Origin of the sequence: Methylobacterium fujisawaense (assembly GCF_014138435.1) — a bacterium.
Taxonomy (GTDB): Bacteria; Pseudomonadota; Alphaproteobacteria; order Rhizobiales; family Beijerinckiaceae; genus Methylobacterium; species Methylobacterium fujisawaense.
In genome coordinates this window covers 573045-590298 of sequence record NZ_JACJIM010000004.1, presented here as the reverse complement: position 1 = coordinate 590298, position 17254 = coordinate 573045, and the positions used below count along the sequence as shown (strand labels likewise).

At 69.9% G+C, this 17254-nt stretch carries 14 protein-coding genes; 7 read left to right on the top strand and 7 right to left on the bottom strand.

Going from position 1 to position 17254, the window contains the following annotated elements; all coding sequences use genetic code 11:
* Positions 1-71: 71 nt before the first annotated feature.
* The 3 genes from GGQ91_RS15320 (at position 72) to GGQ91_RS15310 (ending at position 3494) form a co-directional block, all read left to right on the top strand.
* Positions 72-1445: a dicarboxylate/amino acid:cation symporter gene (locus GGQ91_RS15320; protein WP_043354440.1), complete on the top strand. Its 1374-nt coding sequence runs from the start codon at positions 72-74 to the stop codon at positions 1443-1445.
* On the top strand, positions 1445-2383 hold the full coding sequence (locus GGQ91_RS15315) for an ROK family protein (RefSeq protein WP_053609806.1): 939 nt from the start codon (positions 1445-1447) through the stop codon (positions 2381-2383). Before GGQ91_RS15320 ends, GGQ91_RS15315 begins: the two co-directional genes overlap by 1 nt.
* 214 nt (positions 2384-2597) lie before the next feature.
* Positions 2598-3494: a bestrophin family protein gene (locus tag GGQ91_RS15310; protein WP_043384367.1), complete on the top strand. Its 897-nt coding sequence runs from the start codon at positions 2598-2600 to the stop codon at positions 3492-3494.
* A gap of 9 nt (positions 3495-3503) precedes the next feature.
* On the opposite strand, the gene GGQ91_RS15305 is transcribed toward GGQ91_RS15310, so the two are convergent.
* Positions 3504-4085: a histidine phosphatase family protein gene (locus GGQ91_RS15305; protein ID WP_111473925.1), complete on the bottom strand. Its 582-nt coding sequence runs from the start codon at positions 4083-4085 to the stop codon at positions 3504-3506.
* 131 nt (positions 4086-4216) lie between these two features.
* Here GGQ91_RS15305 and GGQ91_RS15300 point away from each other — a divergent pair, with 131 nt between their 5' ends.
* The 3 genes from GGQ91_RS15300 (at position 4217) to metH (ending at position 10257) form a co-directional block, all read left to right on the top strand.
* Positions 4217-5224 (top strand): ArsR/SmtB family transcription factor, encoded by a 1008-nt coding sequence (locus GGQ91_RS15300; protein WP_043384360.1) that lies wholly within the window; start codon positions 4217-4219, stop codon positions 5222-5224.
* A gap of 57 nt (positions 5225-5281) precedes the next feature.
* Complete coding sequence (gene metF, locus GGQ91_RS15295) at positions 5282-6202, top strand: methylenetetrahydrofolate reductase [NAD(P)H] (protein ID WP_043384357.1); 921 nt, start codon at positions 5282-5284, stop codon at positions 6200-6202.
* Between the two features lie 302 nt (positions 6203-6504).
* Entirely contained in the window at positions 6505-10257 is a 3753-nt protein-coding gene (gene metH / locus GGQ91_RS15290) for a methionine synthase (RefSeq protein ID WP_182592350.1), read from the top strand.
* Positions 10258-10484: 227 nt separating this feature from the next.
* Here the strand turns inward: metH and GGQ91_RS15285 are convergent, their stop codons facing one another.
* The 6 genes from GGQ91_RS15285 to GGQ91_RS15260 all read right to left on the bottom strand — a co-directional run bounded on the left by GGQ91_RS15285 (position 10485) and on the right by GGQ91_RS15260 (position 16278).
* Positions 10485-10829 (bottom strand): HVO_A0114 family putative DNA-binding protein, encoded by a 345-nt coding sequence (locus GGQ91_RS15285; RefSeq protein WP_043346238.1) that lies wholly within the window; start codon positions 10827-10829, stop codon positions 10485-10487.
* The gene (locus GGQ91_RS15280) at positions 10826-11113 is read right to left on the bottom strand and encodes a toxin-antitoxin system TumE family protein (RefSeq protein WP_182592349.1); all 288 of its coding nucleotides are present in this window, start codon (positions 11111-11113) and stop codon (positions 10826-10828) included. Before GGQ91_RS15280 ends, GGQ91_RS15285 begins: the two co-directional genes overlap by 4 nt.
* A gap of 202 nt (positions 11114-11315) precedes the next feature.
* Positions 11316-12320: an SMP-30/gluconolactonase/LRE family protein gene (locus GGQ91_RS15275; RefSeq protein WP_244447769.1), complete on the bottom strand. Its 1005-nt coding sequence runs from the start codon at positions 12318-12320 to the stop codon at positions 11316-11318.
* A 51-nt stretch (positions 12321-12371) separates the two neighbouring features.
* The gene (gene araD / locus GGQ91_RS15270; protein WP_182592313.1) at positions 12372-14102 is read right to left on the bottom strand and encodes an L-arabinonate dehydratase; all 1731 of its coding nucleotides are present in this window, start codon (positions 14100-14102) and stop codon (positions 12372-12374) included.
* A gap of 16 nt (positions 14103-14118) precedes the next feature.
* Positions 14119-15477, bottom strand: coding sequence for an MFS transporter (locus GGQ91_RS15265; protein WP_182592312.1), 1359 nt, complete (start codon positions 15475-15477; stop codon positions 14119-14121).
* A gap of 81 nt (positions 15478-15558) precedes the next feature.
* A complete protein-coding gene (locus GGQ91_RS15260) occupies positions 15559-16278 on the bottom strand; it encodes a ribonuclease activity regulator RraA (protein WP_043384349.1) in 720 nt (239 codons plus the stop codon).
* Positions 16279-16470: 192 nt separating this feature from the next.
* Here GGQ91_RS15260 and GGQ91_RS15255 point away from each other — a divergent pair, with 192 nt between their 5' ends.
* Entirely contained in the window at positions 16471-17172 is a 702-nt protein-coding gene (locus tag GGQ91_RS15255; protein WP_053609809.1) for a GntR family transcriptional regulator, read from the top strand.
* Positions 17173-17254 lie beyond the last annotated feature (82 nt).

The following is a 17254-nucleotide window of genomic DNA, read 5'->3' as shown; positions in this document are numbered from 1 at the left end:
TGAGGCGCCGGATGATAATCGCTAGCGTGCCGGCACAATGGGAGGGTGCGCGGTCGTCGCACGGGATGGACATGGCACAGGCAATCCACGCGCCGGCTCCCGCCGCAGCGCCCCGCGAGCCTTGGTACAAGGTGCTCTATATCCAGGTCCTGATCGCCATCGCGCTCGGCGTGCTGCTCGGCTGGTACGACCCGGCCACCGGCAAATCGATGAAGTGGCTCGGCGACGCCTTCATCGGCCTGATCAAGATGATGATCGCGCCGATCATCTTCTGCACCATCGTGCACGGCATCGCGTCGATCGGCGACCTGAAGAAGGTCGGCCGGGTCGGGCTGAAGGCGCTGGTCTATTTCGAGGTGGTCTCCACCATCGCGCTCCTGATCGGCGTCATCGTCGGCGAGGTGATCAGGCCCGGCGCCGGGTTCAACGCCGACCCGTCGAAGCTCGACGCCAGCAAGGTCGCGACCTACGCCAGCAAGGCGGCCGCCGATTCCACCGTCGCCCACATCCTGGCGATCATCCCCAAGAGCTTCCTCGATCCCTTCGCCACCGGCGACCTGCTTCAGGTGCTGCTGATCTCGATCCTCACCGGCGTCGTGGTGACGAACCTCGGAGAGCGGGCGGCCGGCGTAAACCGGGCGATCGACACCGCCGGCCAGATCTTCTTCCGGATCATAGGCATCATCGTGAAGCTCGCCCCCGTCGGCGCCTTCGGCGCCATGGCCTTCACGATCGGCGAGTACGGCATCCAGAAGGTCTACGACCTCGCGTGGCTGGTCGGCACCTTCTACATCACGGCGCTGCTGTTCGTGCTCGTGGTGCTCGGGACGATCGCCCGGATCGCGGGCTTCTCGATCCTGCGCTTCCTCGCCTACATCAAGGACGAGTTGCTGATCGTGGTCGGCACCTCGTCCTCCGAGACGGTGCTGCCGCAGCTCATGACCAAGATGCGCCGGCTCGGCGCCTCGGACTCGGTGGTCGGCCTCGTCGTTCCGACCGGCTACTCGTTCAACCTCGATGGCACCAACATCTACATGACGCTGGCCACGCTGTTCCTGGCGCAGGCCGTGGGTGTGGACCTGTCGATCAGCCAGTACGCGACCATCATCCTGGTGGCGATGCTGACCTCGAAGGGCGCGTCGGGCGTCACCGGCGCGGGCTTCATCACCCTGGCGGCGACCCTCTCGGCGATCCCCAACAGCCCGGTCCCGGTGGCCGCCATGACCCTCGTGCTCGGGATCGACAAGTTCATGTCCGAGTGCCGCGCGCTCACCAACCTCGTGGGCAACGGCGTCGCCTGCGTGGTGGTCAGCCGCTGGGAAGGCGAGCTCGACGTGGCCAAGCTCAACGAGGTGATGGCCCATCCGCTCGCCATCGGCACCCACATCGCCGACGAGGCGCCGCAGCCGATGGGAACCGACAGCAAGGTCGCTGCCGCCGAGTGATGGGGTCGCCCGCGGCAGGATCCGGAGGGCGCCCGCGCCTCGGCATCGATCTCGGCGGCACGAAGATCGCCGGGATCGTCCTGGGCCGGGACGGCTCGACCCTGGCCGAAGCCCGGGTGGCCGCCCCGCGCGGCGCCTATGGGGAAACCGTCGAGGCCGTGGCCGATCTGGTCCTGCGTCTCGAAGCCGAAGCCGGTATGCCCTGCAGCGTCGGAATCGGCATGCCGGGGAGCCTGTCCCCGGCGACGGGCCTCGTGCGCAACGCCAACTCGCACTGGCTCAACGGACACCCGTTCGCGGCCGATCTCGAGCAGCGGCTGGAGCGGCCTCTGCGGATCGAGAACGACGCCAATTGCCTGGCTGTGTCGGAGGCGATCGACGGTGCCGGCGCCGGGGCCCGTGTGGTCTGGGCCGTGATCCTGGGCACCGGCGTCGGCTCCGGCATCGCCCTCGACGGGCGGGTGCTCACGGGCCGCAACGGCATCGCGGGCGAATGGGGCCACGGTCCCCTGCCGGCCCCCCGCGACGACGAGCGACCGGGTCCCGCCTGCTATTGCGGCCGCCGGGGCTGCGTCGAGACTTGGCTGTCCGGGCCCGGGCTGGCGGCGGACCACGCCCGGCGGCACGGCGGGAACCTCACCGCGGAGGCCGTCGTCGCCGAGGGCCGGACCGGCAGTCCGGCGGCGCAGGAGACGCTGGCCGCGCATCTCGAGCGGCTCGGGCGCGCGGCCGCCCAGGTGGTGAACCTGCTGGACCCGGATGTGATCGTGATCGGCGGCGGCCTGTCGCGGATCCCGGAGCTGATCGCCGGCCTGCCGGCCGCGATCGCCCCCCATGTCTTCTCGGACACCTTCGACACCCCCGTGCGGGCGAGCCTGCACGGCGACGCATCGGGCGTGCGCGGCGCGGCATGGCTGTGGGAGGCAGAGGGCGCCTGATCCCGGCCAGGGCCCCGTTGCATGATCGGCCGCCCCTTGCACGATCGGCCGCCCGCGGCCCGCGCGACGGGTCCCGGATGCGCCGTCAGCCGGGCCAGCTCGCACGGTCCGCCCCGCCGGGCTGGGCGGCCGGCGCCCCTTTTCACCAACACGTTCCTTGCCGGCGCGCGGGGGGCAGGGCAGGGCTAGGAAGCCCCCCAGACCCGAAGCCCCGATGATCGTCCGCACCCGGCCCAACCTGCTGACCCTGCTGTTCACCCTGCGCGGCTCGATCCTGCCGCGGGTGGCGCCGAAGCTCGCCGGGATCGTCGCGGTGTCCTGCGCGGTGGTCTGGGCGGAATCGCGATGGCCCGAACTGTTCCCGGTCACCGCGGGGGTCACCCCGTTCACGGTGGTCGGCCTCGCCCTCTCGATCTTCCTGAGCTTCCGCAACAACGCCTGCTACGAGCGTTGGTGGGAAGCCCGGAAGCACTGGGGCAACCTGATCGGCGAGGTGCGCAACCTCGCCCGCATCCTCCCGGCCCTGCTGCCGGAGCGGGAGGCGGCGCGCCAGCTCCGACGCCTCTCGGCCTTCGCCCACGGGCTTCATGCCCGCCTGCGCGCCCTCGACGAGGCCGCCGCGGTGGGCCGGATGAGCCCCGGATCGGACCTGTCGGGCCCGAATCCCACCGACTCGATTCTTGGCGCCATCACCCGGGACCTGGCCGCGCTGATGCGCGCGGGCGGACTCAGCGACATCCAGTTCGGCATCCTCGAAGCCCGGATCGAGGCGCTGTCGGGCGTGCACACCGCCTGCGAGCGCCTCGCCAACACGCCGCTGCCCTTCGCCTACACCCTCTTGGTGTACCGGACCGCGTGGCTCTACTGCCTGCTCCTGCCGGTGGGCCTCACGGGCTCCCTGGGCTGGGCGACGCCCGTCGTGGTGGCGCTCGTGGCCTACACGTTCTTCGGCCTCGACGCCCTCGGGGACGAGCTCGAGGAACCGTTCGGCACCGAGCCGAACGACCTGCCCCTCGACGCCATGGTCCGCGCCGTCGACCGGATCGTGCACCACGCCCTCGGCGAGCCGATGCCGGACGCGCTCGCGCCGGATGGGTATTGGCTGCGCTAGCGTCGGCGCCTAGCCGTTCCAGGCGCGCAGCACCGGCTCGGTGCGGTCGTGTTCGTAGCCGAGCACCGAGACGCTCGCTGTGCCGAGGACGAGAAGCGCCCCTCCCTGCGGCGGCAGCCCGATCCAGCGCGCGGCGAGCACCCGCAGGACATGCGCGCTGGAGAACACGACGAGGTCGGCATCACGGGCGCGGGCCCGGGCGATGATCCGGTCCGCCCGAACGCCGACCGCCTCCGCCGTCTCGCCGCCGGGGCAGCCGTCGCGGAACAGGCGCCAATCCGGCCGCTCGGCCAGGATCGCCTGCGTGGTCCGGCCCTCGTAGGCGCCGTAATCCCACTCCGCGAGATCCGGATCGATCACGCGCCGGTCACCGAAGCCCGCCAGCGCGCAGGTCGTGGCCGCCCGGCTCGACGGGCTCGACCAGACCTCCGCGTAGGAGCGGGCCGCGAGGCGCGAGGCGAGGGCGCGCGCCGCTTCCTCGCCCTCCGGGGTCAGGGGAATGTCGCTGCGCCCGGTATGCTGGCCGGATCGGCTCCAGGCGGTCTCGCCGTGGCGGACCAGCGTGATCTGCGGGAACGGGCTCTCGGACATGCACGCCTCCCCGGGCCCGCCCTCGGCGGCCCTGCCATCAACGCGGCCGCCGCGCTTCGGTCTCATCCACCCGGCAAGCCCCCGCAAGTTCGTGCTTGCGCCCACCGCGAAACGCACATAAACATATCTTTATGTCTATTGAACGCAGGCAAGAGGCGGGATCGATCCCCTTTCCGGAAGCCCTGGGCGTCCTGCGTGCGGCCGCCGAGGAGACGCGCCTGCGCATCCTGGCGCTGCTCGCCGAGGGGGAACTGTCGGTGTCCGACCTGACCGACATCCTCGGCCAGTCGCAGCCGCGGATCTCGCGGCATCTCAAGCTTCTGGTGGAAGCCGGGCTTGTCGAGCGTCACCGCGAAGGGGCCTGGGCGTTCTTCCGGCTGTCCGACGCCCGCGCCGGCCTGGCGGATCCGCTGCTGTCCGGTCTCGACCGGACCGCACCGCCCCTGTCGGAGGACCGCGCCCGTCTCGATGCCGTGCGGGTGCAGCGGGCCGAGGCGGCCGAGACCTTCTTCGCCCGGCTGGCGCCCAAATGGGACGAGCTGCGCTCCCTGCACGTGCCGGAGGCGATCGTGGAGGCGGCGGTGCTGGACGCCCTGGGCGACCGGCCGATCGGCAGTTTGATCGATCTCGGCACCGGGACGGGCCGCATGCTCGGCCTGCTGGCTCCCCGGGCCAGCCGCGCCACCGGGCTCGATTCGAGCCATGCCATGCTGTCCGTCGCCCGGGCCAACCTGGAGCGCCAGGGTCTGTCGCGGGTGGATCTGCGGCAGGGCGACATCCACGCGCCGCCCTTCGCCCGGTCGAGCTTCGACCTCGTGGTGGTCCATCAGGTGCTGCATTATCTCGACGACCCGGCCCGGGCGCTCCGCGGCGCCGCGCGGCTGGTGGCGCCGGGCGGCCGTCTGCTGGTGGTGGATTTCGCGCCGCACGAGCTGGAATTCCTGCGCACGGGCCAAGCCCACCGACGCCTCGGCTTCTCCGCCGAGCAGGTCTCCGGCTGGCTCGCGGAGGCCGGTCTCGCCACGGTCGGCACGCGCGATCTGGCGCCGCGCGAGTCGGGTCAGCTCACCGTCACCCTCTGGCTGGCCCAGGACGGTCTGGCCGACGAGACTGAACAGCCCCGGCGCGCCGTCGCCTGACATCCAGAACCTTCGCAGACTTCGTCTGAACCGATCGACATAGAGGACGAGACCCCGATGCGCCGCTCCACCCACCGCGCCAGCCGCGACGGCTACCACCCGATCCGCGTCTCGATCGAGTTCTTCCCGCCGAAGACCGAGGAGATGGAGAAGATCCTCTGGGGCTCGATCGAGCGTCTGGCGCCGCTTCAGCCGAGCTTCGTCTCTGTGACCTACGGGGCCGGCGGCTCCACCCGGGAGCGCACCCACAACACGGTGGCCCGGATGGTCCGCGAGACCGGCCTGAAGCCGGCCGCGCACCTCACCTGCGTGGACGCCACCCGGGAGGAGATCGACGCGGTGGTCCAGTCCTACTGGGATGCGGGCGTGCGCCACATCGTGGCGCTCCGCGGCGACCCGGCGGAGGGCGTCGGCCACGCCTACCGGCCGCATCCGGGCGGCTACGCGTCGACCGCCGAGCTGGTCGAGGGGATCAAGCGGATCGGCGACTTCAAGGTCTCGGTCTCGGCCTATCCGGAGAAGCACCCGGAGGCGGCCTCGCTCGACGCGGACATCGAGGCCCTGAAGGCCAAGGTCGATGCCGGCGCCGATCAGGCGATCACCCAGTTCTTCTTCGAGAACGAGGTCTTCCTGCGCTACCTGGAGAAGGTCCGGGCCGCGGGGATCACGATCCCGATCATCCCGGGCATCCTGCCGGTGCAGAACTTCAAGCAGGCGGCGAACTTCGCCCGCCGCACCGGCGCCTCGGTGCCCTACTGGCTGGCCGCAAGGTTCGAGGGCCTGGAAGACGACGTGGAGACCCGCCGCCTCGTCGCCGCCGCGGTGGCGGCCGAGCAGGTGCTCGACCTCGTGGACGAGGGCGTCAACGACTTCCACTTCTACTCGATGAACCGCTCGGATCTGGTCTACGCGATCTGCCACCTGCTCGGCCTGCGCGCCCAGGCGCCGAAGCTGGCGGCCGCCAAGGCGGCGGCTTAATTCCCGAGGCCGCGCTCGACACCCCCGATCCGTCCTCGCGAGCGCAGCGAAGCGACCCAGGACAGCGCGACATCCGTGAGCGTGGCGCTGCTGGACGGCTTCGCTCCGCTCGCAGAGACGGAAACGCCTCCGCGCCCATGGCACGGAAGCGTCTGGTAGAATGAAGGTTTTCACCCTCCTGAGGTGCCGCGCGAGCGGCCTCGAAGGCGGGCTCCAGGGAACACCGAGATATCTGGAGGCCTCCTGCGAGGCCTCCGCTTCGCTCCGGCACCTCGGGACGAGGTGATCTGACAGGACGCATGATGACCGATTTTGCCCCCGTCGACGGTACCGCGATCGCACAGGCGCTGCGCCAGCGCGCGGCGGAGAAGATCCTCGTCCTCGACGGGGCGATGGGCACCGTGATCCAGCGGCTGAAGTTCTCGGAAGAGGATTTTCGCGGCGACCGGTTCAAGGATCACGGCCACGATCAGAAGGGCAACAACGACCTCCTGATCCTGACCCAGCCCGACGCGATCCGGCAGATCCACCTCGACTACTTCCTGGCCGGCGCCGACGTCTGCGAGACCAACACCTTCTCGGGCACCACCATCGCCCAGGCCGATTACGGCATGGAGTCGATCATCCACGAGTTGAACCGGGAGGGCGCGCGTCTCGCCCGCGAGGCCGCCAGGCTCGCCGAGGAGACGGACGGCCGCCGCCGCTTCGTGGCCGGCGCCATCGGCCCGACGAACCGCACCCTGTCGATCTCGCCGGACGTGAACAACCCGGGCTTCCGGGCCGTCACCTTCGATCAGGTCAAGCAGGCCTACGTGGAGCAGGTCCGCGGCCTGATCGACGGCGGCGCCGAGCTGATCCTGATCGAGACGATCTTCGACACGCTCAACGCCAAGGCGGCGGTGGCGGCGGCGTGGCAGGTCTTCGACGAGACCGGCATCCGGCTGCCGATCCAGATCTCCGGCACGATCACCGACCTCTCGGGCCGCACCCTGTCGGGCCAGACCCCGGCGGCCTTCTGGCACGCCCTGCGCCACTCCGATCCGCTGACCTTCGGCCTCAACTGCGCGCTGGGCGCCCGCGAGATGCGCGGCCACATCGCCGAGCTGTCGCGGATCTGCGACACGCTGGTCTGCGCCTACCCGAATGCCGGCCTGCCCAACGAGTTCGGCCTCTACGACGAGAGCCCGGAGGCGATGGGCAAGCTGGTCGGCGAGTTCGCCGAATCCGGCCTCGTCAACATGGTCGGCGGCTGCTGCGGCACCACCCCGGACCATATCCGCGCCATCGCGGAGGCCGTCGCCGGCAAGGCGCCGCGGCCGATCCCCGAGATTCCCCGCCTGATGCGGCTGTCGGGCCTCGAGCCCTTCGTGCTCACGCCGGAAATTCCCTTCGTGAACGTCGGCGAGCGCACGAACGTCACCGGCTCGGCCAAGTTCCGCAAGCTCATCACCAACGGCGACTACGCGGCGGCACTGGACGTCGCCCGCGATCAGGTCGCGGCCGGCGCCCAGGTGATCGACGTCAACATGGACGAGGGCCTGCTCGACTCCCAGAAGGCGATGGTCGAGTTCCTCAACCTCGTCGCCGCCGAGCCCGACATCGCCCGGGTGCCCGTCATGGTCGATTCCTCGAAGTTCGAGGTGATCGAGGCGGGGCTCAAGTGCATCCAGGGCAAGCCGATCGTGAACTCGATCTCCATGAAGGAGGGCGAGGAGAAGTTCATCGAGGCCGCCAAGGTCTGCCGCTCCTACGGCGCCGCCGTGGTGGTGATGGCCTTCGACGAGCAGGGGCAGGCGGATTCCTACGAGCGCAAGGTCGAGATCTGCACCAAGGCCTACCGGATCCTGACCGAGCGGGTCGGCTTCCCGCCCGAAGACATCATCTTCGACCCGAACATCTTCGCGGTCGCCACCGGCATCGAGGAGCATAACGGCTACGGCGTCGCCTTCATCGAGGCGACCCGCACGATCCGCGAGACCCTGCCGCACGCCCACATCTCGGGCGGCGTCTCGAACCTGTCCTTCGCGTTCCGCGGCAACGAGCCGGTGCGCGAGGCGATGCACGCGGTGTTCCTGTTCCACTGCATCCAGGCGGGCATGGACATGGGCATCGTCAATGCCGGCCAGCTCGCCGTCTACGACGAGATCCCGGCGGAGCTCCGCGAGCTCTGCGAGGACGTGGTCCTCAACCGGCGCGACGATTCCACCGAGCGCCTGCTGGAGGCCGCCGAGCGGTTCAAGACCGGCGCCTCGGCCCAGGCCAAGACCGCCGACCTGACCTGGCGCGAGGCGCCGGTCGGGAAGCGCATCGAGCACGCCCTGGTCAACGGCATCACCGAGTACATCCTGGCCGACACCGAGGAGGCCCGCCAGGGCGTGGAGCGCCCGCTCCACGTCATCGAGGGTCCGCTGATGGCCGGCATGAACGTGGTCGGCGACCTGTTCGGGGCCGGTAAGATGTTCCTGCCCCAGGTGGTGAAATCCGCCCGGGTGATGAAGCAGGCGGTGGCCTATCTTGAGCCCTACATGGAGGCCGAGAAGCTCGCCAATGGCGGCGACGGCAAGCGCCAGGCCGCCGGCAAGGTGCTGATGGCCACCGTGAAGGGCGACGTCCACGACATCGGCAAGAACATCGTCGGCGTCGTGCTGGCCTGCAACAACTACGAGATCATCGATCTCGGCGTGATGGTGCCGGCCGCCAAGATCCTGGAGACCGCCAAGCGCGAGCAGGTCGACATCGTCGGCCTGTCCGGCCTGATCACCCCGTCGCTCGACGAGATGGTCCACGTGGCGGGCGAGATGGAGCGCGAGGGCCTGGACGTGCCGCTGCTGATCGGCGGCGCCACCACGAGCCGCGTCCACACGGCTGTGAAGATCCACCCGGCCTACGCCAAGGGGCAGGCGGTCTACGTCACCGACGCGAGCCGGGCGGTCGGCGTGGTGTCGAGCCTGATCTCCAAGGAGACCCGTGGGCCCACGATCGAGAAGGTCCGGGCCGAGTACGCCAAGGTCGCCGACGCCCATAAGCGCTCGGAGGTCGACAAGCAGCGGCTGCCGCTCGCCAAGGCGCGGGCCAACGCCTTCAAGGTCGACTGGTCGGGCTACAAGCCGGCCAAGCCGACCTTCACCGGCACCCGGGTCTACGGCTCCTACGAGGTCGCCGACCTCGTGCCCTACATCGACTGGACGCCGTTCCTGCAGACCTACGAGTTCAAGGGCCGCTTTCCGGCGATCCTGGACGATCCCGAGCAGGGACCGGCCGCCCGCGCCCTCTACGAGGACGCGCAGGCGATGCTGAAGCAGATCGTTGAGGAGCGCTGGTTCAACCCGAAGGCGGTGATCGGCTTCTGGCCGGCCAACAGCGTCGGCGACGACATCGCGCTCTACACCGGCGAGAGCCGGTCGGAGCGGCTCGCCACCTTCCACGGCCTGCGCCAGCAGCTCTCGAAGCGCGACGGGCGCGCCAACACCTGCCTGTCGGACTTCGTGGCGCCTTCCGAGACCGGCATCGCCGACTATGTCGGTGGCTTCGTGGTGACGGCCGGCCTGGAGGAAGTGCGGATCGCCGAGCGCTTCGAGCGGGCCAACGACGATTACCGGGCGATCCTGGTCAAGGCGCTCGCCGACCGCATCGCCGAGGCCTTCGCCGAGCGGATGCACGAGCGGGTGCGCAAGGAGTTCTGGGGCTACGCGACGGAGGAGGCCTACGCCCCCGAGGAGCTGGTGCTGGAGAAATACGACGGCATCCGCCCGGCTCCCGGCTACCCGGCCCAGCCCGACCACACCGAGAAGACGACCCTGTTCGACCTGCTGCGGGCCGAGAGCCGGATCGGCGTGAAGCTCACCGAATCCTACGCCATGTGGCCGGGCTCGTCGGTGTCGGGGATCTACATCGCCCACCCGGAGGCGCACTATTTCGGCGTCGCCAAGGTGGAGCGGGATCAGGTCGAGGATTACGCCGTCCGCAAGGGCATGGATGTCCGCGAGGTCGAGCGCTGGCTCGGGCCGATCCTGAACTACGATCCGGCGCGGTATCTGGCGCAGGCGGCGGAGTAGGGGCGGGGGCTCGACGCACCACGAGGCCATACGGTCTTAGGTCGGAGCGCGGGTCCCTCTCCCGAACGGGAGAGGGAGTTGATCGCGCTCCCCGATCAGCGGCAATGTCCACCGGAGATGTGTGAACAGCGCATCCTGTCCGGGGAAGCGGCGTTTCGGATGAAACGGAACCCCTGTCCCGGGCGCCTGCGCCGCCAGCCGAATGCGAGCCTGGGATGGAAGAGTCCTCAGGCCGCCTTCCCGATCGTGAAGTCGACGTGCACGGCGTCGTAGGGAAAGACGATGCGCTCGTCGTCCGTACGATCCAGGATGCCGGCATTCAGGAGCGCGTGCACGTCGGCGTGGATGTTCTTCACGTCCCGGTCCAGCAACCGCGCCACGGCGCGCAGCGACATGGGCTCCTGGCCCGCGAGCGCTCGGATCAGCGCCCAGCGACGGGGCGTCAGGACGGTCCACAAGCCCTCGACGCTGGGGAAAGAGATGAACGCGCCGCGCTTCTCGCCCCGGAAAGCCTCCAGTACGCGGGCACTAGCCTCCTCGACCGAAGAGACGCCGATGGTCACGGTTCTCATGACTCCCTCCAGGGTTCGACATCGGCCCAGAAATCGGCCAGCAGGGCCTCGGGGGTGGTAAAGCGATAGGCGATCTCCGCCTCGCCGACGTGCCTGTGGTCGCCCTTGCCGGCTTCGTTGTCATAGCGAAGCACGCATGCACCATCGACGACGAGGGCGAGCCGGTACTTGAAGGCGTGGCTGCTCTCGCGGACAGGCGTCGGCACGCGCCAGACCACCAGCTCTGCGAACGACCGCCCAGGGATGATTGCGATTCGCTCCTTGAGCAGGAATTCGGCCTTCACGTCAGCGAAAATGCCGGTGGCGACGGCTGTTGGCAAGAGAACCAACACACGTCGGGGAGTCGAGTCGACAGCGTGCCTGCCGCCTCTGGGTCCCGCCTGAGATTCCGCTGGCCCTCACCGGGCCGCGTGCAACGAAAACGGAAATGGAACCCGGGATCCGCCCCGCAAGTCATCGCGGAGCGGTTCGCCGTATGATGCGGCCTCAGCAGGTCCCAGCTCCCCGGGTATTCACGTAGAGCGCGTAGACCGAGTGCGTCGCCGTCATCAGCAGCAGGTTGCGGTTCAGGCCGCCGAAGCACAGGTTGGCGCAGCGTTCGGGCAAGCGAATCCGACCGATCAGCTTACCCTGCGGTGTGAGCACGATGACGCCGTCCTCGGCCTCGCTCATCCCCCAGCCGCACCAGAGATTGCCGTCGACATCGGCGCGGAAGCCGTCCGGCGTGCCGGTGCCGGCGTCGTAGAACACGCGGCCGTTGGCGGTCTTCGTGCCGTTCTCGACCACGTCGTAGACGCGGATCAGGCGGTTGGGCTTGGCCCGGGCCTCGATCAGGTACAGCTTCGTCCCGTCCGGCGCGAAGCACAGGCCGTTCGGCCCGGCCACACCCTCGACCACGACGCTGGCCTGCCCGGTCGCCGGGTCGATCCGGTAGACGTTGCCCGGCAGTTCCGGGGCCGCCATCGCCTCGTGGGGGTTCGGCCCAAAGGCGGGATCGGTGAACCAGACCGCGCCGTCGGCATGGCAGACCACGTCGTTGGGCGAATTCAGCGGCTTGCCGTCGAACCGGTCCATCAGCGTGGTGATGGTCCCGTCATGCTCGGTCCGGGTGACGCTGCGGGTCCTGTGCTGGCAGGTGATCAGCCGCCCCTGCCGGTCGCGGGTGTTGCCGTTGGCATAGTTCGACGGCCTGCGGAATTCCGAGAGCGAACCCGACGCCTCCTCCCACTTCATGATCCGGTCGTTGACCACGTCGCTGAACAGCAGCGCGCCCCGGTCGCCGAACCAGACCGGCCCCTCGGCCCAGCGGAAGCCCGTGGCGACCCGCTCCACCGTCGCCGAGGCGAGGCGGTACTTGGCGAAGGCCGGATCGAGGATCTCGACGGCCGGGTCCGGCACCCGCTGCGACGGCTCCCAGCCGGCCCCGGCCGCCCGCGCGGCGCCGAGCAGGGCCGCTCCGGCGAGCAGGCCCCTGCGTGCGATCATCACCATGTGTCCTCCCTGTGATCGGGCCCGCCGCCTGTTGCCGACGGCTCGGGCCGGTCAGTGAATCTCGGGTTCCGGGATCCCCCCGGCGCCCTCCAGAAAGTCGAAGTCGCAGCCCTCGTGGGCCTGCCGCACGTGCTGGGCGAACAGGCGGTTGTAGCCCCGCGGATAGGCCCGGTCGGGCGGCACGAAGGCCTTCACCCGCGCGGCAATCTCGGCATCGTCCAGGTGCAGGTGGATCCGGCGGGCGGCCACGTCCACGCTGATCAGGTCGCCGTCGCGCACGGCGGCGAGCGGGCCGCCCGCGGCCGATTCCGGCGCCACGTGCAGGATGCAGGCGCCGTAGCTCGTCCCGCTCATCCGCGCGTCCGAGATGCGGACCATGTCGCGCACGCCCTGGCGGAGCAGGACCTTGGGGATCGGCAGCATGCCCCATTCCGGCATGCCGGGCCCGCCGATCGGGCCGGCATTGCGCAGGATCATGACGTGGTCGGGGGTGACGTCGAGGTCGAGGTCGTTCACCGCCGCGCTCATCGCGTCGTAGCTGTCGAAGACCAGCGCGGGGCCGGTATGCTGCAGGAGCCGCGGGTCGGCGGCGGGCGGCTTGATCACGCAGCCGTCCGGCGCGAGGTTGCCGTAGAGGATCGCGGTCCCGCCCATCGACACGATGGGCTTGTCGAGGGGGCGGATCACGTCGTCGTTGTAGACCTTCGCGCCGGCGAGCCCGTCGCCGATCGTGCCGCCGGTGACCGAGCGGGCGTCGAGGTGGAGGAGGGGGGAGAGCCGCGCCATCAGCGCCCGGATTCCGCCCGCGATGTGGAAATCCTCCATCAGCCACTGCCCCGAGGGCCGGAGGTTGGCGATCACCGGGACTTTCTGGGCGACCTCGTCGAACGCGGTGAGCTTGACCGGGATGCCGGCCCGGCCCGCCATGGCGACGAGGTGGATCATCGCGTTGGTGGAGCCGGCCAGCGCGTTGTGGACGACGAGCGCGTTGTCGATGGAGCGCCGGTCGAGGATGTCGGAGGGCTTCAGGTCCTCCCAGATCATGTCCACGATGCGCCGGCCGCAGACGCTCGCCATGCGGGGATGGTCGGCGTCGGCCGCCGGGATCGAGGCCGCGCCCGGCAGGGACAGGCCCAGCGCCTCGGTGATCGCCGTCATGGTCGAGGCCGTGCCCATGGTCATGCAGGTGCCGGCGGAGCGGGCGATGCCCGCCTCCATGTCGTTCCACTCCTGCGTGGTGATGGTGCCGGCCTCCTTCTCGGCCCAGTACTTCCAGACATCCGAGCCGGAGCCGAGGATCTTGCCCCCGAAATGCCCGCGCATCATCGGCCCCGCCGGGAGGAAGATCATCGGCAGGTTCATGGAGATGCCGCCCATCACGGTGCCGGGCGTGGTCTTGTCGCAGCCGCCCATCAGCACCGCCCCGTCCACCGGATGCTGGCGCAGCAGCTCCTCCACCTCCATGGCCAGGAGGTTGCGGTAGAGCATCGTGGTCGGCTTGACGAAATTCTCGGACAGCGACAGCGCCGGCAATTCGATCGGGAAGCCCCCCGCCTGCCAGACGCCGCGCTTCACCTGCTCCACGCGCTCGCGGAAATGCAGGTGGCAGGGATTGATGTCGCTCCAGGTGTTGATGATGCCGACGATGGGCTTGGCGCTGAAATCCGCCCGCTCATAGCCCATCTGCAGCATGCGCGAGCGATGGCCGAAGCTGCGCAGGTCGGTGGCGCCGAACCAGCGCTGGCTGCGCAGGTCGCCCAGGTCCTTCTTGCGCGCGGTCATCGCTCTGTCTCCGGTCTCACGGGTTCGAGCCGGCGGGGCGGAACGCGCCGCCGGTCCCATCGCGCGGGTCCGCCTCCGCCCCGCCTGACCGGACAGACACGACCGTGATCGCCGCCGAGGCGAGCGCGCAAGCGGCCAGGAAATAAAGTCCCGCCTCGTAGCTGCCGGTGTAATCCTTGAGCCAGCCCAGGACGTAGGGACCGACGAAGCCGCCGAGATTGCCGATCGCGTTGATCAGGGCGATCCCCCCGGCCGCCGCGGGCCCGGACAGGAACTCCCCCGGCATCGCCCAGAAGGCGGGCTTGCTGCCGTAGAGCCCGATCGTCGCCACCGACATCGCCGTCAGCGCCCAGAGGCTGCCGAGCAGGGGGCCGGAGGCGACGAGGCCGAGGGCGGCGACCAGCGCGGCGATCACGAAGTGCCATCGCCGCTCGTTGCGCCGGTCCGACGACCAGCTCCAGGCGACCATGCCCAGGGTCCCCACGACGTAGGGTACCGCCGTGGCGACGCCCGTCTCCCAGTCGGTGAGATGCAGGCTCTTCAGGATCGGCGGCATGAAGAAGGTGATGCCGTAGGTGGCGGTGCCGATGGTGAAGTAGATCGCCCCGAGGGCGAGCACCCGCCGGTCGGTGAGGGCCTGTTTGAGGGTGAGATGCCCGTGAGCCCTGAGCGTGCCCGCACGCTCCGCCGCGAGTTCGTCCCTCAGCCAGCGCCGCTCCTCGGCCGCGAGCCACGCCGCCTGTTCGGGCCGGTCCGTCATCAGCGCCAGAACCGCGCAGGCCAGCAGGATCGAGGGCGCGGCCTCCAGGAGGAACAGCCACTGCCAGCCGTGCAGGCCCAGCACGCCGTCGAGCTGGAGCAGCGCCCCCGAGATCACCGCCGTGAGGGCATTCGAGCCCGGCACCGCCAGGAACAGGGCGGCAACCACGCGGGCCCGGTACCGCTTGGGGAACCAGAAGGTGAAGTAGAGGATCACGCCGGGGAAGAAGCCGGCCTCGGCCACGCCCAGCAGAAAACGCAGGGCCAGAAAGCTCACCGGGCCGGTGATGAGGACCATGCTGCCCGCCACCAGTCCCCAGGTGACCATGATCCGGGCGATCCAGAGCCGCGCCCCGGCGCGCTCCAGAAGGACGTTGCTTGGAATCTCGAAGAGGACGTATCCGAGGAAGAAGATGCCGGCAGCCCAGCCGTAGAGCGTGGCGGAGAACCCGAAGTCCCGCTTCAGGCCGAACGCGGCGAAGCCCACATTCGTCCGGTCCATGTAGGCGACGAAGTAGATCAGGACGATCAGCGGCAGGAGTCGCCACGACACCTTGGCAATCGTCCGCCGCTCGATCTCCGGCGCCGCAGCGCCCCCGCGCAACCCCGCCGCCATGGCGTCCCCCCGAGTCGAATCCGACGCGTTCCGGCCCGTTGCCGATCGCGGGCCGGGCTGGAGCGGGCCGGTCCGGCACGCTCAGCGGCCGGTCCGCTTCCGCCAGGCGGCGAAATCGGCGAGGCTCTGTTCGTCGGTGGCAGGGTAGAGGCCGAGGATTGTGCGGCCCTTGCGAACCTCCTCGGTGACGAAGTCCTCGTAGGCGGTCATCTCGACGGCCTCGTCGGCGACGGCGTCGGCGAGATGGGCCGGGATCACCGCCACCCCGTCGCCGTCGCCGACGATCACGTCCCCGGGGAAGACGGGCGCGTCGCCGCAGCCGATCGGCACGTTGATGTCGATCGCCTGATGGAGGGTGAGGTTCGTCGGCGCCGACGGGCGCGCGTGATAGCTCGGCATCTCCAGCCGGGCGATCTCGTCGGCATCGCGAAATCCGCCGTCGGTGACGAGCCCGGCGCAGCCGCGCACCATCAGCCGGGTGGCCAGGATCGAGCCGGCGGAGGCCGCCCGGGCGTCCTTGCGGCTGTCGATCACCATCACGGCGCCGGGCGGGCACTCCTCCACGGCCTTGCGCTGCGGATGCGCGCGATCCCGGAACACCGTGATGGGGTTCAGGTCCTCCCGGGCCGGGATGTAGCGCAGGGTGTAGGCCTCGCCGACCATCGTCGGGCCGCCGGCCTTCAGGGGTAGCACGCCCTGGATCATCTGGTTGCGGAAGCCGCGCTTGTAGAGGGCGGTCATCAGCGTCGCCGTGCTGACGGTCTTCAGCTTGGCGCGCGTCTCAGGGGACATCCCGGACATCCGCTCCTCCTCCCTGGGCCTCGGTCTCGGCACCCGCGAACGGTGACAATCACATGTCGCTTGCGCCGGCCTTGGCTCCCGCCCGCGCTGAACGCGGACTGATATCCCAGATCTTGAGTAGCACGGTGCGCGGCGCCATTGTCAACCGGCACGGGTTGCGACAGACAGGATCCGACATCGACGGGGAAGCCCTTGGCCGGATTGGGATTTGCGGGCGGCGGACAGGTGCCGCCGGAGGATGGGCGCAGGCCGCGCTCCCTCGCCGAGACCGCCTATGACGCCATCGAGCAGATGATCATCAGCCGCCGTCTCGCCCCGGGCGCCATGGTCTCGGAGGGCGAACTCGGCGCGGAGCTGGGCCTCGGCCGGACGCCGGTCCGCGAGGCTCTGGCACGGCTCAAGACGATCGGGTTCGTGGAGGTCCATCCGCGGCGCGGCGTCCTCGTCACCCAGGTGGACGTCATCAAGCATCTCGAATTGCTGGAGGTGCGGCGCCCCCTCGACGAGACCGTGGCCCGCTGCGTTATCGCGCGCGGCACGGCGGAGGACATGGCACACCTGCTGGACCGGGCAGCCGGATTGCGCAGCGCCGCGGAGGCCCGCGATCGGGAGGCCTATTTCCGGACCAAGCGCGGCCTGCACGAGGCCCTCGTCGGCGCCGCCTACAACGCGACGCTCACCGGCACCATGGCGGCGCTCCACGCCCAGTCCCGTCGGTTCTGGTACACCTACGAGCCCACCGCCAGCTTCCTGGATTGCGCCAAGATCCACGGGGCGATCCTGTCCGGCATCGCGGCGCGGGACGAAGCGGCGGCCCTGGCCGGGATCGGAACGCTGTTCGACTTTCTCGACCGGATGACCCGCCGAGCCCTCGACCGGCGGCCCCTGGTCTGACAGGTTGACCGCCCCGAACCCGCCCCTATCCTGAAACTGGGATATCAGCGGCATCCCAGCGGCGGGCGGAACGGTGGCCGAT

Excerpts from the sequence above, each read along its gene's own strand:
- GGQ91_RS15320 (WP_043354440.1), top strand. The coding sequence starts at position 72 with ATGGCACAGGCAATCCACGCGCCGGCTCCCGCCGCAGCGCCCCGCGAG.
- GGQ91_RS15315 (WP_053609806.1), top strand. The coding sequence starts at position 1,445 with ATGGGGTCGCCCGCGGCAGGATCCGGAGGGCGCCCGCGCCTCGGCATC.
- GGQ91_RS15310 (WP_043384367.1), top strand. The coding sequence starts at position 2,598 with ATGATCGTCCGCACCCGGCCCAACCTGCTGACCCTGCTGTTCACCCTG.
- GGQ91_RS15305 (WP_111473925.1), bottom strand. The coding sequence starts at position 4,085 with ATGTCCGAGAGCCCGTTCCCGCAGATCACGCTGGTCCGCCACGGCGAG.
- GGQ91_RS15300 (WP_043384360.1), top strand. The coding sequence starts at position 4,217 with ATGTCTATTGAACGCAGGCAAGAGGCGGGATCGATCCCCTTTCCGGAA.
- metF (WP_043384357.1), top strand. The coding sequence starts at position 5,282 with ATGCGCCGCTCCACCCACCGCGCCAGCCGCGACGGCTACCACCCGATC.
- metH (WP_182592350.1), top strand. The coding sequence starts at position 6,505 with ATGACCGATTTTGCCCCCGTCGACGGTACCGCGATCGCACAGGCGCTG.
- GGQ91_RS15285 (WP_043346238.1), bottom strand. The coding sequence starts at position 10,829 with ATGAGAACCGTGACCATCGGCGTCTCTTCGGTCGAGGAGGCTAGTGCC.
- GGQ91_RS15275 (WP_244447769.1), bottom strand. The coding sequence starts at position 12,320 with ATGGTGATGATCGCACGCAGGGGCCTGCTCGCCGGAGCGGCCCTGCTC.
- araD (WP_182592313.1), bottom strand. The coding sequence starts at position 14,102 with ATGACCGCGCGCAAGAAGGACCTGGGCGACCTGCGCAGCCAGCGCTGG.
- GGQ91_RS15265 (WP_182592312.1), bottom strand. The coding sequence starts at position 15,477 with ATGGCGGCGGGGTTGCGCGGGGGCGCTGCGGCGCCGGAGATCGAGCGG.
- GGQ91_RS15260 (WP_043384349.1), bottom strand. The coding sequence starts at position 16,278 with ATGTCCGGGATGTCCCCTGAGACGCGCGCCAAGCTGAAGACCGTCAGC.